The 15,993-nt window shown below is 35.5% G+C and carries 11 protein-coding genes and 1 pseudogene; 10 read left to right on the top strand and 2 right to left on the bottom strand.

The window, feature by feature from the left end; translation table 11 throughout:
* Window positions 1-5: 5 nt before the first annotated feature.
* From nrdE to emrB, 8 genes and pseudogenes are all read left to right on the top strand, one after another.
* A pseudogene (nrdE, locus tag WH390_RS12605) lies at window positions 6-2,135 on the top strand (class 1b ribonucleoside-diphosphate reductase subunit alpha).
* A 16-nt stretch (window positions 2,136-2,151) separates the two neighbouring features.
* Window positions 2,152-3,117 carry a class 1b ribonucleoside-diphosphate reductase subunit beta gene (gene nrdF, locus WH390_RS12610; protein WP_032116213.1) on the top strand — a complete coding sequence of 322 codons (966 nt, stop codon included), beginning with the start codon at window positions 2,152-2,154 and terminating at the stop codon, window positions 3,115-3,117.
* Window positions 3,118-3,665: 548 nt separating this feature from the next.
* A complete protein-coding gene (gene proV / locus WH390_RS12615; protein ID WP_032116212.1) occupies window positions 3,666-4,865 on the top strand; it encodes a glycine betaine/L-proline ABC transporter ATP-binding protein ProV in 1,200 nt (399 codons plus the stop codon).
* On the top strand, window positions 4,858-5,910 hold the full coding sequence (gene proW, locus WH390_RS12620; RefSeq protein WP_052044939.1) for a glycine betaine/L-proline ABC transporter permease ProW: 1,053 nt from the start codon (window positions 4,858-4,860) through the stop codon (window positions 5,908-5,910). Before proV ends, proW begins: the two co-directional genes overlap by 8 nt.
* A 74-nt stretch (window positions 5,911-5,984) precedes the next feature.
* Complete coding sequence (gene proX, locus WH390_RS12625; RefSeq protein ID WP_032116211.1) at window positions 5,985-6,974, top strand: glycine betaine/L-proline ABC transporter substrate-binding protein ProX; 990 nt, start codon at window positions 5,985-5,987, stop codon at window positions 6,972-6,974.
* A gap of 530 nt (window positions 6,975-7,504) precedes the next feature.
* Window positions 7,505-8,053: a transcriptional repressor MprA gene (gene mprA / locus WH390_RS12630; protein ID WP_032116210.1), complete on the top strand. Its 549-nt coding sequence runs from the start codon at window positions 7,505-7,507 to the stop codon at window positions 8,051-8,053.
* Window positions 8,054-8,202: 149 nt separating this feature from the next.
* Window positions 8,203-9,369, top strand: coding sequence for a multidrug efflux MFS transporter periplasmic adaptor subunit EmrA (gene emrA, locus WH390_RS12635; protein ID WP_032116209.1), 1,167 nt, complete (start codon window positions 8,203-8,205; stop codon window positions 9,367-9,369).
* Window positions 9,370-9,381: 12 nt separating this feature from the next.
* A complete protein-coding gene (gene emrB / locus WH390_RS12640; RefSeq protein WP_032116208.1) occupies window positions 9,382-10,923 on the top strand; it encodes a multidrug efflux MFS transporter permease subunit EmrB in 1,542 nt (513 codons plus the stop codon).
* An 85-nt stretch (window positions 10,924-11,008) separates the two neighbouring features.
* Here the strand turns inward: emrB and WH390_RS12645 are convergent, their stop codons facing one another.
* On the bottom strand, window positions 11,009-12,010 hold the full coding sequence (locus tag WH390_RS12645; protein ID WP_032116207.1) for a tRNA/rRNA methyltransferase: 1,002 nt from the start codon (window positions 12,008-12,010) through the stop codon (window positions 11,009-11,011).
* Between the two features lie 351 nt (window positions 12,011-12,361).
* Here WH390_RS12645 and WH390_RS12650 point away from each other — a divergent pair, with 351 nt between their 5' ends.
* Both WH390_RS12650 and WH390_RS12655 read left to right on the top strand, forming a co-directional pair.
* A complete protein-coding gene (locus WH390_RS12650; protein WP_032116206.1) occupies window positions 12,362-12,736 on the top strand; it encodes a CesT family type III secretion system chaperone in 375 nt (124 codons plus the stop codon).
* Between the two features lie 146 nt (window positions 12,737-12,882).
* Window positions 12,883-13,284: a hypothetical protein gene (locus tag WH390_RS12655; protein WP_032116205.1), complete on the top strand. Its 402-nt coding sequence runs from the start codon at window positions 12,883-12,885 to the stop codon at window positions 13,282-13,284.
* A 291-nt stretch (window positions 13,285-13,575) separates the two neighbouring features.
* Here WH390_RS12655 and WH390_RS12660 read toward each other — a convergent pair whose 3' ends face one another.
* Window positions 13,576-15,915 carry a pentapeptide repeat-containing protein gene (locus WH390_RS12660; protein WP_052044938.1) on the bottom strand — a complete coding sequence of 780 codons (2,340 nt, stop codon included), beginning with the start codon at window positions 15,913-15,915 and terminating at the stop codon, window positions 13,576-13,578.
* Window positions 15,916-15,993: the final 78 nt, after the last annotated feature.

The raw sequence follows: 15,993 nt of genomic DNA on the forward strand, positions 1-15,993 counted from the left end.
TCCTTATGACAGTACAGCCTCAAGAACAACTCGATTATCATGCACTCAATGCCATGCTAAACCTGTATGATAAAGATAATAAAATTCAACTCGATAAAGATAAGCAGGCAGCTCATCATTACTTTCGCCACCATGTCAATCAAAACACGGTTTTTTTTCATAATTTACAAGAAAAACTGGATTTTTTAGTAGCAGAAAATTATTACGACTCGGCAATACTGGCACAATATGCATTTACTTTTATTAAAAAACTTTTCCAGCAAGCCTATAACCACAAGTTTCGTTTTCAAACATTTCTTGGTGCCTTTAAATATTATACTAGCTACACCTTAAAAACTTTTGATGGTAAGCGTTACTTAGAGCGTTATGAAGATAGAGTTTGCATGGTTGCTTTGACTCTTGCCCAAGGAAATCAAGAGTTAGCTAGTCGACTGGTGGATGAGATTATTAGTGGCCGCTTCCAACCAGCAACGCCCACTTTTTTAAATTGCGGTAAAAAACAGCGTGGTGAACTGGTATCTTGTTTCTTACTACGGATAGAAGATAACATGGAATCGATAGGCCGTTCTGTCAACTCCGCCTTGCAACTGTCAAAACGTGGCGGTGGTGTAGCTTTCTTATTGACGAATTTACGTGAAGCTGGGGCACCGATAAAACTGATTGAGAACCAATCTTCTGGCGTAGTACCTGTAATGAAAATGCTAGAAGATGCCTTCTCTTATGCCAATCAACTTGGCGCAAGACAAGGGGCTGGAGCAGTCTATCTGCACGCCCATCACCCTGATATTTTAAGCTTTTTAGATACTAAACGTGAAAATGCCGATGAAAAAATCCGGATTAAAACCTTGTCACTGGGTGTAGTGATCCCGGATATTACCTTTCATCTAGCTAAAAATAATCAAGATATGTATCTTTTCTCACCTTACGATATTGAGCGCTGTTATGGTGTCCCTATGTCGGAAATTAACATTACTGAAAAATATTCAGAAATGGTAAATAATAAAAACATTCGCAAACAGAAAATCAACGCCCGTGAGTTTTTCCTCACCTTAGCAGAAATTCAATTTGAATCAGGCTATCCCTATATTTTATTTGAGGATAATGCCAATCGTCTAAATCCTATTTATGGTCGGATTAATATGAGTAATCTGTGCTCAGAAATTTTACAAGTCAATGATGCCAGCATCTACGACGAGAATTTAGAATATCGGCATGTAGGTAAAGATATTAGCTGTAATTTAGGCTCAATGAATATTGCCAAAACGATGGATTCCCCTGACTTTGCTCATTCAATTGAGATTGCCATTAGAGCATTAACAGCTGTTTCAGATATGAGCCAGATCCAATCAGTGCCCTCGATTCAAGCAGGTAATAAAAAATCACACGCTATTGGTTTAGGACAAATGAATTTACATGGCTATCTGGCACGTGAGCATATTCATTATGGTTCAGACGAGGGAATTGATTTTACCAATATCTACTTTTATACCGTAACTTACTACGCATTACAGGCATCGAATAAGCTAGCTATTGAGCGCCAACAATATTTTAGCGGTTTTGAGCACTCTAAATATGCCTCTGGCGAATATTTTGATAAATATATTAATCAGCAGTGGCAACCTAAAACTGAAAAAGTAAAACAGCTATTTCAACGCTCAGCCATCCATATCCCAACTACTGAAGATTGGCAAAAACTCAAGCAATCTATTATAGAGCACGGGATCTATAATCAGAATTTACAAGCCATTCCACCCACAGGCTCTATCTCTTATATTAATCATTCAACTTCCAGCATTCATCCTATTGTTGCGCGTATTGAAATTCGTAAAGAAGGAAAAATTGGCCGCGTCTATTATCCAGCCCCTTACCTGACGAACGAAAATTTAGAGTATTATCAAGATGCTTATCAAATAGGTGCTGAAAAAATCATTGATACATATGCTGCTGCTACCTAACATGTCGATCAAGGGCTGTCATTGACCCTTTTCTTTACTGATGACGCAACCACGCGAGATATTAATCGTGCTCAGATATATGCTTGGAAAAAAGGGATTAAAACCCTTTATTACATACGGATCCGCCAATCAACATTAGAAGGAACAGAAGTCAAAGGCTGCGTTTCATGTGCACTATAATTTATAGGTTTATCAAATGGCGATAAAAAATTCGATAGTACGAGCAATCAACTGGAACCGTATTGAGGATGATAAGGATCTAGAAGTATGGAATAAATTAACCTCCAATTTTTGGTTACCAGAAAAAATTCCACTTTCAAATGATATTCCAACTTGGAATACATTAACAAAACAGGAAAAAAAACTAACAATACGTGTTTTTACTGGCTTAACCCTACTTGATACTATTCAAAATAGCGTAGGAGCGCCTGCATTGATGACGGATGCCTTAACACCGCATGAAGAAGCCGTCATGTCAAATATCAGCTTTATGGAAGCAGTCCATGCTCGTTCATATAGCTCTATCTTTTCAACCCTTTGTCTGACTTCCGATGTTGATGATGCTTATCAATGGAGTGAAGAAAATAGCGCTTTACAAAAAAAAGCCCATTTAATATTGGAGCACTATTGTCACACTCACCCTCTTAAGAAAAAAATTGCCAGTGTCTTTCTCGAATCCTTTCTCTTCTATTCTGGATTTTACCTGCCAATGTACTGGTCAAGCCGAGGAAAACTAACCAACACGGCCGATCTTATTCGATTAATAATTCGCGACGAAGCGATTCATGGCTACTATATCGGCTATAAATTTCAAAAATCACTCATCAAATATAGTGATAAAGAAAAAAATGAAATAAAAGGTTTCGCTTATGAATTATTATTAAACTTATACGATAATGAAATTAAATATAGCGAATCTTTATATGATGACGTTGGTTGGACAGAGGATGTGAAAAAATTTCTTCACTATAATGCCAATAAAGCATTAATGAATTTAGGCTATCAGTCTCTTTTCCCTGAAGAGACGACTAATGTCAGCCCGGCAATCTTGTCAGCACTCTCACCAAATGCTAACGAAAATCACGATTTCTTTTCTGGTTCAGGTTCCTCTTACATTATTGGTAAAATGATCACCACAGAAGATGAGGATTGGAACTTTTAATTTATTAATATTCTATTAAATAATGATAAAAAAGCAGTTAAATAAATACGACATATAATATTATATATCTATATTTTATTTAGCCTGCTTTTTATTATCAATAACAGCTAGCAAATCAATTTTTTAGTTGCTAACGCCAAAGCAAACCTATCTTTACGCTTTATATTAATCAATTACTCATATTATTCTTCTATAAAAAAACAAAAAATAATTAAATTTATAAATTAATTTAATTGGTAAATAAAAAATCATATTAAAGATTATTTGATAATAAAAAAATGCCATTCTCAAAGTGAAAGTCAATATATTTTCATTAATAACAACTAGTTAAAAACAAAAACCTCATTTATTAAAAAATAATTTGGCAATAAAAATAACGTTTTATGCAATATTTGCTAAAAATTACACCCACCTTTTTGATTAATTTTGTTAAACAGAAGGTTGCCAGCATATTTCATTATGTTAGGTTATATAAAACATAAATTTAAATAAGGATACGAAAAATTAATACGCCAATTAATTAACTAACCATAGGATATTGTTATTGCATGTCATTTAAAATAGAAGTGAAAAATTTGTACAAAATATTCGGAGATCATCCTAACCAAGCTTTTAAACTTATCAATAAAGGCTTAACTAAAGAACAAATATTTAATAAAACCGGTTTAGCTATTGGTGTTAAAGACGCCAATCTGGCCATTGAAGAAGGCGAAATTTTCGTCATTATGGGTCTATCGGGCTCAGGAAAGTCTACCCTAGTGCGCCTCCTCAATCGCCTAATTGAACCGACCAAAGGCCAAGTCTTAATTGACGGCGAAGATATTGCTAATATTTCGCAGGAAAAATTACGTAAAGTACGGCGTAAAAAAATTAGTATGGTATTTCAATCCTTCGCATTAATGCCCCATCTCAATGTATTAGATAATGTCGCATTTGGTATGGAATTAGCTGGTGTTGCCAAACCAGAACGAACAGAAAAAGCATTAGCCGCTTTGCGACAAGTTAATCTTGAACAATGGACACAATCCTTTCCAAACGAATTATCAGGTGGTATGCGCCAACGTATTGGCCTTGCACGAGCATTGGCTAATGATCCTGATATTTTGCTGATGGATGAGGCATTCTCTGCGCTAGATCCACTAATTAGAACAGAAATGCAAGATGAATTACTGTCATTACAAGGTGATAAACAACGCACGATTATTTTTATCTCTCATGATCTGGATGAAGCTATGCGGATAGGTGACCGGATTGCAATTATGCAAGATGGCGTTATTATCCAAGTTGGTACCCCTGATGAGATCTTAAATAATCCGGTTAATAATTATGTTAAAACGTTTTTTCGTGGCGTCGATATTAGCCAAGTCTTCTCTGCCAAAGATATTGCCCGCCGTCGACCCGACGCCCTGTTACATATTGCTCCTGGTTTTGGCCCACGTTCAGCACTAAAAATACTGAATGATGAAGATCGTGATTATGGTTATTTAATTGAAAGAGGTCAAAAATTTGTCGGTATCGTTTCAATCAACTCATTGGAACAAGCATTATTCGATAAAAAAAATATTGAACAGGCAATCTTAACCTCACCTTGTGCTATTGATGCCAACACTCCACTTAATGAACTTATTTCAACTATTGCTCAATCTCCCTGTGCAGTTCCTGTTATTGGTGATAATCAACATTATATTGGCGTTATTTCTAAAGGGATCTTACTGCAAACATTGGATAAGGAGACAATAAATGGATAACCAAACTCACATAAGTCAAGAAATAATTCATGATCCTTGGAACTCTATAACAACAGAAACCCCTACAGATTGGTTAGACATCCCGGTAACCGATGTACCAATAAAACATTTTGATATCATGCATCCCTTTCAACAGCCGCTCATACCGTTAGACTCATGGGTTTCACATGCTATCGATTGGATAGTTTTACACTTCCGCCCATTATTTCAAGGGATCCGTCTACCGATTGATTTTATGTTAAGTCGTTTTGAACAAATCCTAACAACATTACCTGCTACTTTTATCATTGTTTGTTTCGCTCTATTAGCCTGGCAGTTATCAAATAAAAAAGTGGCAGTAGCAACTTTCATCTCATTGGTCTTCATTGGAGCTATTGGCGCCTGGCCAGAAGCAATGATAACTTTATCTCTGGTATTAACTTCCTTATTTTTCTGTCTGTTAATAGGTTTACCATTGGGAATATGGTTAGCAAATAGCAAACCAGCAAGCCAAATAATTCGGCCTCTACTAGATGCAATGCAAACTACACCAGCATTTGTTTATTTGGTACCTATTGTTATGTTATTTGGTATTGGTAATGTCCCTGGTATTGTCGTCACAATTATTTTTGCTCTACCGCCAATTATTCGACTAACTATTTTGGGAATAAGGCAAGTACCCGATGATCTTATTGAAGCTGCAGAATCGTTTGGTGCCAGTCGAAATCAACTTTTGTTTAAAGTTCAGTTACCGCTTGCTGCGCCTACTATCATGGCGGGAGTTAATCAGACATTGATGTTATCACTTTCAATGGTTGTTATTGCATCTATGATTGCTGTTGGCGGGTTAGGGCAAATGGTGCTAAGGGGAATTGGTCGATTAGATATGGGACTAGCAGCGGTAGGTGGTACTGGTATTGTTATATTGGCTATTATTCTGGATCGACTAACCCAATCATTAGGTGAAAAAGCCTGCATTAAAAAAAATACCGCTTGGTATCACTCGGGGCCTATTGGCTTAATGACCTGTTTATTGCAAAAAATTAAAACTCGTTTCTGCAAATAAACATGATGTCATTTTTATCATATAAACAATTTTAGCCTATTCATTTTGTCGATACCCCCTAGAGAGGAAATCACATGCGTAAAACTATTTTACTGGCTGCGGCTTTAACAACATTAATCAGTATTAAACTTTCCGCCACTGAACTACCAGGTAAAGGTATAAAAGTACAACCGATACAAAGCACAATTGCAGAAGAGACTTTCCAAACTTTGATTGTCAATAAAGCATTGGAAAAATTAGGCTATCAAATTTTACCCATCCAAGAGGTCGACTATACCGTTGCTTACGCATCAATTGCGGCCGGTGATGCGACGTTTATGGCTGTCAATTGGCAACCATTACATAATGCCCAATATGCAGCGGTTGGTGGAGATAACCGCCTATACCGTAAAGGCATTTATGTCAGTAATGCTGTTCAAGGTTATCTGATAGATAAAAAAACGGCGGATAAATACCACATCACCAACATAGCGCAATTTAAAGATGCTAATATTGCTAAATTATTTGATACCAATGGTAACGGCAAAGCCGATCTCACTGGTTGTAATCCAGGTTGGGGCTGTGAAGCCGCCATTAATAACCATTTAAATGCTTATCAACTAAACACAACCGTTGAGCATAATCAGGGTAATTATGCAGCGATGATAGCGGATACCATCACTCGTTACAAAGAAGGTAAACCCATTTTCTATTATACCTGGGCACCTTATTGGGTCAACGCCGTGCTTAAACCGGGTAAAGACGTTATTTGGTTGCAAGTTCCTTTTTCTTCACTACCAAATGATGATAAAAGTGATACCACGTTAGCAAATGGTAAAAATTATGGTTTTCCACCTAGTACAATGCATATAGTCGCCAATAAAATTTGGGCAGCAAAAAATCCTGCGGCGGCAAAACTATTTGCCATTATGGAAATTCCAATTACTGATATTAATGCCCAAAATCTTCGTATGCATGATGGTGAAGCTTCGCAAGCTGACATTGAACGTCATGCTCAAGGTTGGATAAAAGCTCATCAACAACTGTTTAATAACTGGATAAAGATTGCTTTAAAAACTAACTAGCAAAAATTTTGTCGTTACACATTTTATGTGATTTTCTATAAATAGGCTGAATGTTATCTTTTTAGCCTTTTTTATATTATATGGCAACTTAATGGCAATAAAGACATTCGCCTTTATTTAAATGAATAAGGAAATTAATTTTTGACTTATCATCTAACAATCAAGTAGATAGCTAGTTTAGATTAACCATTGTTTATTTTAATTTATCTATGTTTAATTTGACATTAATGTTATAACAAAACAATTAATTAATATTAAATGTATATAATTTATTACAAATGATATTTATTTTTTATTAATTAGATAATGAAATTATTTTGCAAATAAGAAGTTATAGATTATTTAAAGCTATTTTAAAATCTATTTTTATTATATTAACATTTAAAATATTTATGAATTAAATACCAATAGCAAAATAAATTTCGCGATAATAAATAACTATAATTGATAATTTTAGCTTTTGATATACCATTTAGATTGATTATGACAGTTGCTATCTTACCAACTGAAACTAATAAGGTATATAAATAATGGAAAGCACACAAACACAAAAAGAAACTTCATTTTCTCCCATAGAGCAATTACTTAATGAACGCAAACAGCAACAACAAAAATCAACTATTCCGCTACCCTATCAGCAAATTTTGCTAACGCGTTTATGTATGCATGTGCAAGGGAAATTGTTAGAAAATAGAAATAATATGCTTAAAAAACAAGGAATTAATGAAACGTTATTTATGGCATTAATCATTCTCGACACCCAAACAACACATAGTATTCAACCGTCTGAACTTAGCGATGCTTTAGGCTCCTCGAGAACAAATGCAACGCGCATTGCAGATGAATTGGAAAATCGAAAATGGATTGAACGCAAAGAAAGTCACAATGATCGCCGATGCTTATATCTCCATTTAACCGAAGAGGGTTCAAACTTTCTAAAAAAAATACTTCCTCGCCAAAACGAAAATTTAGAAAAAATTTGGTCTGTTTTTAGCGCTGAAGAAAAAAATACTATCGAAAAATTGATGAGAAAGTTATTAGTTAAACTTGATGACCTTGACAATCAAACAGTATGTTGATGATTACCCCAAAACCATCCCAAATCATAAAAAATTATTAATAATAACCATACCGTTTCCAGTGGTATAATTATAAGCTACTGGAAACTTTCGCTTATTAAGCGTAGATTAAACATTAGTAAAATGAATAATATGGAGTTTAATACAACATGGGCGTTAATGAACAACAATTAACAGCGACTAAAACCCAAAAACGCCGAACTATAATTGTACTAGTTAGCATTTTTTTTATCATTACTGCACTAATATGTGGAATTTATTGGTTTTTAGTGCTCCGACACCATCAAAGTACTGATAATGCTTACATTGCAGGCAATCAAATTCAGATAATGTCTCAAGTACCTGGCAGCGTTATTACCGTTAATGTTGAAAATACTGATTTTGTAAAAAGTGGCACAGTGCTGGTTAAACTTGATCCCAGAGATGCTATTTTAGAATTGGAAAAAGCAAAAACTAACTTAGCTAACAGCGTCAGACAAACTCATCAACATATGATTAATAGCCGACAGTATCAAGCCAATATCTCTCTTCGTCGTTCTGAACTGAATAAATTACAGCAAGATCTTCAACGTCGCGAAATACTTGGCCAATCAAAAGTTATTGGTAAAGAAGAATTACAACATGCTCGTGAGGCGGTAACCAGTGCTAAAGCCGCCCTCGATGTGGCTGTTGAGCAGTTTAATGCTAACCAAGCTATCGTGTTAGATACTCCACTAGATAAACAACCTACAGTTTTACAAGCCGCTACTGAACTTCGTAACGCTTGGCTAACATTAGAACGGACACAAATTGTTACCCCTGTTGATGGGTATGTTTCACGTCGTAGTGTTCAAGTTGGCGCTCGTATCACCCCGGCAACACCGCTTATGGCGGTAGTACCAACTGACAATATGTGGATTGACGCAAATTTTAAAGAAACTCAACTTGCCGATATTCGTATCGGTCAACCAGCAAAAATCACTACCGATTTTTATGGTAAAAACATTGTTTATCAAGGACGTGTTGAAGGCTTAGATATGGGAACAGGTAGCGCGTTTTCACTATTACCGGCCCAAAATGCAAGCGGTAACTGGATCAAAATTGTGCAACGCTTACCTGTTCGTATAACCATTGATACAGAACAATTAAAAAAATACCCTTTGCGGATCGGACTTTCCAGTGACGTTACCATCGATACAAGTGACAAAAATGGCCCAATACTTTCACGAAAAATTCGCGATAACCCAGCTTATCATACTAATGCGTTTAAAATTAATATGGCTCCTGTCGATCAACTAGTTACCGATATTATTAATAATAATTCAGGATCAAAATAAAAGGAGCTCATCGTGGCGAAAGAGCCCTTACAAGGTACAAAACTGGCATGGATGACATTTGCGCTATCACTAGCTACCTTTATGCAGGTTTTAGATTCTACCATTGCTAATGTTGCAATCCCAACTATTGCTGGTAATTTAGGTGCTTCTAATTCACAAGGTACCTGGGTGATCACCTCCTTTGGCGTAGCTAATGCAATTTCGATCCCCATCACAGGTTGGTTGGCTAAACGCATTGGCGAAGTTAAACTTTTTCTTTGGTCAACCGCGCTATTCACCCTAACCTCATGGCTATGTGGTATTGCCGGCAGTTTAGAAACATTGATCTTCTTTCGCATCTTACAAGGAATGGTGGCAGGTCCGCTTATTCCTTTGTCACAAAGCCTGCTGCTTAATAATTACCCTCCTCTTAAACGTAATATGGCGCTTGCACTTTGGTCAATAACAATTGTTATTGCCCCCATTTGCGGGCCGATCTTAGGTGGCTATATTAGTGATAATTATCACTGGGGATGGATTTTTTTTATTAATGTTCCATTCGGTATTGCGATTATTTTCATTATTATGCAAACACTCGCTGATCGTGAAACCGCAACTGAGATAAAGCCAATTGATACCATTGGATTAACATTACTGATCGTTGGTATCGGTGCATTACAAATTATGCTTGATCGAGGTAAAGAGCTAGATTGGTTTAATTCAACAGAAATTGTTGTGCTGGCAATAACCGCAGTAATTGCATTGAGCTTCCTAATTATTTGGGAACTGACAGATAATAACCCTGTTATTGATCTTTCCCTGTTCAAGGAGCGTAATTTCACTATTGGCTGTTTGTCACTCAGTCTGGCTTATATGCTCTACTTTGGTACTATTGTATTACTACCACAGTTATTACAGGAAGTGTTTGGTTATACGGCAACATGGGCGGGTTTAGCCTCAGCACCAGTTGGGATTTTACCACTATTAATAACGCCATTGATCGGGCGATATAGCTATAAAATTGATATGCGTGTTATCGTTACTTTCAGCTTTATTGTTTACGCCGTCTGCTATTATTGGCGAGCATGGACATTTGAGCCATCGATGGATTTTGCCGCGGCGGCATGGCCACAATTCGTGCAAGGATTAGCTATTGCTTGCTTTTTCATGCCACTGACCACCATTACTTTATCTGGTTTACCAGCTGAAAAGCTCGCCTCAGCATCCAGTCTATCAAATTTTGCCCGGACACTTGCCGGAGCGATAGGAACATCTGTGACAACCACTTTATGGACACAAAGGGAAGCTATGCATCATGCCCACTTTACTGAAATTATTACCCCCTATAATCCAGAGTCGCAACAATTCTATGCAAAATTGTCCGCATTAGGATTAAATGAGCAACAGTCATCCGCTTATCTAGCAAAAATGATTACTGATCAAGGATTAATTATCTCAGCCAATGAAATTTTTTGGTTATCAGCAGGCGTTTTTATTGCCCTTTTAGTTTTACTTTGGTTGGCAAAACCCCCTTTCAATGCCGGCGATAGCCAAAGCAGCGGCGGCGCACATTAATAGCGAGACTGATAAAAAATAGGCTAGATAACAGAAATGATAGTTATTGAGATAGTTTTATGCTAACTATCTCAATAAAATATGACTAAATTTTATTTTGTTGCCACCATTTGGCCAATATAATACCGGCAGCGACCGAAACGTTTAAACTTTCCACCTGACCTGTGCCACCAATACAGAGGTTTATACTGTCTTCCTGCCAAGCATTTTCAGTTAACCCATTACTTTCCTGCCCCAATAGTAGTAATATTTTTTCCGGTAACTCAGCCTTGGCAATATCAATATTACTATTATCTTTATGACTAGATGTCGTAACAATGGTATAGCCTGCATGATGGAATTTTTTCAGTGTGGCAGAAAAATTATCCGATTGGATGCTTTTAATGTACTCGGCGCCACCTGCTGCGGTTCTAACTGCGGAGCCTGACTCCATCGCTGCAACATCATGGAGAATAATGCCTTGTACGCCGAAATGAGCGCCACTACGCATAATCGCCCCTAAATTATGTGGATTGCCAATATCCTCAATAGCTAATACACAATCAATGTTAGTCGACTGGGCTAGATAGGATTCAGCGTCAAATCCGATCCGTTTTTTAATTAAGAAACAAACACCACCATGATGCTCAGTACCAGAAGCTTTTACTAGCTCTTCTTCACTAACCACATGATAGGCTTTACGGTTTGCCGCCATCCACTTAAGGGCTTCGCGAAAATGCGGGGTAATGGACTGAACAAACCAGGCACGAACAATTGCTTCCGGGCGATGTTTAAACGTTGCTTGGCAGGCATATTCGCCGTAAATACGCGTCTCTTCTAAACGCTGACGACGAATTTGTTCGGGATCAACCTGGCTTTTACCACTGATACCACTATGGCTAGTAATAGGCTCTTTCCGTTGAGAAACCACTTTCCAGGGATCATCAGTTAAACGTTCATTATTACGATCACTACGGCGTGATGACGATTTTCTATTTTTAGCAGAAAGATGTTTATTCTTTCGTCGATCATTATTTGTGTTGTTTTCGCTATTACGAACATACCTCACTTTTACTTTACCGTTTTTACCGCTATATGAATCGTTCATGAGTGCCTCCAGCCACGTTATGTCAGGCAGATTACATGATGTTAGGATCTAACGCTACTGACTTTTTGTACTTTATCATTAGCACAAGATAGAAAGCTTATGCATTAACACAAGATGATTAAATTTAGATTGTTTAGAAGGATTTTTAGCCAATTCAAGCATAAAAGATATTTACCTGACATGTTGTTAACTATTTAATCATTTTATCACACCTAAGTTACCTTATTTTTAGCTACCAATATGTATTTTGACATAATTTGAAATATTTCAGGTCTACACCTGATCATGATTGATTTTTATTCATTGAATAATTAAACCATCTAATTTGTATTATTTGAAAGAGATAAATATATGAGAGACGAATTTGCGGCTCAATTAACATTACTGTATGAAAATATTGGACTGAAATTGCCGGTAAATTTTAACCAAATTGAATTTTCTATCAGAGTAGATGGGAAATTTTCCGTTAGATTGATTGAATACCCTGTGGGTAGATTAGTTATGTGCACGGTTTTACAAAATATCAGTCAAGAAAAAATTATTGATTTAATGAAATATAATTTAATAAGCCACCAACTCTATCAACCAGTATTAGCAATCAGTGATGATAAACAGCTAGTTATTTGGCAAGGATTTCCCGATCTTGTTTTTTCTGAAAAAAATTTAATCGGCAGGTTCGATGACTTTGTTCAATTTTCTGAATTAATGCTAAAGATAATAACATAATAAATTTGCCACAATAAACTTATTTGCTAGTAAAAATAGCAATCTATTGCCATTACTTAAGCATATTGAATAAGTTTTTAGCGAAAAGTTTAAATAGATATAACTAATTTTAAGATCTGCAATTAAATACTTTACTAGGGGGAAAAATGAAGATATTGAATGATTTTATTGCCGGCGTTAATCAAGCGCTATTTCCAAACCAAACCACTCCTCAGCAATTAAACCAAACTCGACAGTTGCTTTCTGAGCAGACGCAGAATTGCCATCAACCGTTTGGCAGAGCTGTTTATAATATAAACGGTAGTATGGGAACTCATGGTGCAGATATACCCAGCTGGAAAGCCAGACAGTATGCGCAAGATAGCACTGATGTTGAAAATGGTCTCAGGTCAAATACCTCTGCCTTTGCCAGATCATCGGTAGGTTGGGCCCAAATTGGTGATCCTGCTGGTACCATAATGAATTTTGGCGGAGCATTATTAGCCGGCGCAATAGATGGTACTAATTATACTACAGGAAATATTCTCCGTATGGAGAAGTTAGTTTAAGTTAAATAAATAGCCATATACATATATTACTGCGAGTTCTATGAGTATTAATTCTTATCATTAGCCAATATTTTGGCCTGCATGTTATCGGTATTATGTTAAGGTTTAGCGTTACATCATGACATTAATACTACACCATGCAAATCAAATGTTGATGGGTAAATGGCAATATGAAGATATATTTTTACCCTAACTCAGAGAACTCGCTATTATTATTTGCTAATAACACTATTAAACAATATACAGTTTAAAGCTAAAAAAATTCTATCGGTAAAAATTTAAGATTCACAGTTAATACCAATTAGACGGTAATACCGTTGCTAATACATTAAAAAATTGCTCCCTTGCATGACATATCATTACACTGGACAATACGGCAGTACAAGAAAAACTTTTATCTAAGCCAAGCAATATATTTTTCCACTCTTTAATTTGTTGTTCAGAATTAAAAATGGTCGGGCAAAGTTGATAAGCTTTATTCAACATCGCGCAGGAAAAAAATCTTAATGCATTAGGCGATTCCATCTCCGTACCAAAAATAGCACTCGAAGTATATTTGACAAATACAGCTGCTAAACTAAAAATTTTTTCTGCTTTTTCTTTATCGGTTGCCTCTTTTAATTCATAAGTATTGATAATATCCTGATAAAAATTTTCAGTTAATTTATAATCATATGGCTCAATAAATTGATATGTTTTATGCGCGAATAGTTTTTCTAACTGCATTTGTGCTTCTGGGTCAACTAATTTCTCTATTGAAATAGATTTTTTTGTTGCCTCAATAAATAAATCTTGCAACGTTTCACCAAGATCTAACAATTCTAGCAAACGGTTAAAAGTATTTATTCGTTGCCGAGATTGATATCCGTTATAAAATATTGGAAATTTATTTTTAAAAATATCCTCTAATTGATAATCAGCTTGAGTTAAATTATTTTGTTGCTGATAGAGAAAAAATTGATTTAATACTTGATCTTTTTCTGTCAGATTTGGCTTAAGCATTTCAGTTAATACATTCTGCGACAGCATCATGACATAAAAATTTTCGTTAGAAGAGAAGAGAATATAGTTTGCCGCATTTTTGTCTAACCAATCGGTTTTATTATTGCCATAATCACCAAAATCATCCATCTGTACATAAGGCTGGGTTTGACTACTTTTCAAGTAGTGATCATAAATAGTTATCGCTTTTGCTTTTACATTTAATTCCTCTGAATTAGTTTCATATATAGCTTGGGAAATAGTCTGTATAAAGGCTGAATTATAATTAAAAAATAAATCAGGATAATGTTGGAAAGTATCTATCATTAAATTAATAACAGAGTCTTTTTGTAATGACATCGGCCAATCATTAAATTTGCCAATATAGTTAATACAAACACTTTTTAGCCAATTTGAAATTTCAGTATCTGCATAATAGGGTTGTTCAACTAAAATATCGATTAATGATACTTCAATGGTAGAAGTATCAACTTTCTGTTTTGTTAATGATGAAATAATTTGCTTTATCATGTCTATTTTTGCAACGTCATACATTTTATCAATGCTAGCTATTTGCATTAATACACTATTTGTCTCTCGATTATTTATATGATTTAAACATCGATCAAGGTGATATTGATCCCACTTAAAATCTATCGATAAAATAATTGCTTTATTCAACACGATCGAATGGAGGTCTAAATTAATTAACGACTCCAAAGATATCGTCGCACCAGTTAAATTGCTATTAGTAAAATTAATATTTGTTAGATTGGCTTTTTTTAAATTAGCATCCGTGAGATTCGCATCAGTCAAATCTGCGCCCCATAAATCAGTATTTAGTAAAATCGCATTGGTCAAATCTACATTTTGCATATTAGCGCAACGAAAATGAGCTCGCGTTAAATTTGCACCTATTAATTTAGCATTTGTTAATATTGAACTTTCACCATTAGTGCGTTCTAAATTAGCGTTAGTCAAATTAGCATCAGTTAAATCAATATGGTACAACTGAGCGTTTGACAAATTTGCGGTTGTTAAATCAACCCTCGACATAACGCTACATAATAAAAATGTTTGCGACAAATTTGCTGACATTAATTTAGCATGGGTTAAATCAGCATATTTTAGTTGAGCTCCGCTCAAATTAGCCATGGCTAAATTACAGAATTTTAAATCAGCATTATTGAGCTTTGCGCCTTGCAAATCCGCATTAGATATATTCGCATCTGCCAGAACCGACCGGTCTAAAAGAGCATTATTTAATTTGGCATTACTTAAATCTGCTTTGCTCAAATCAGCTCCAAATAAATTACTACCTTGTAAATAGGCATTTTTCATTTTAACCGCGATTAGTCTACTACGCATTAAGTTAACGTGACTAAGATTAATTTCTGCTGGTAACTGTATGCCCGTCAAATCAATTTTAGCTAACTCAAAATAATCACCGGCTTCTCTTATTTGTAATTGCTCCATTAAACTGGCTAATTTTTTATTTTGCCAATCTTGTCTATCAGCTAAACTACAATCTAAAGCTAATTTTTCTGTTAAAATTGCCAAATTGGTTGTTATTTTAGCCTGCTCTTCCGTAATAAGATCAGGCTCCAAAGATGAAAATAAAATATTTTCCTCTTTGGAGATCCTAAACATATTAACCTCTATGATGTTGAATTCTCGATTGTTGCCAATAGTGTATCGCTTAAAACACCATCTTATTAATTTTGTTTA

Origin of the sequence: Candidatus Arsenophonus nilaparvatae (assembly GCF_045346035.1) — a bacterium.
Taxonomy (GTDB): domain Bacteria; phylum Pseudomonadota; class Gammaproteobacteria; order Enterobacterales; family Enterobacteriaceae; genus Arsenophonus; species Arsenophonus nilaparvatae.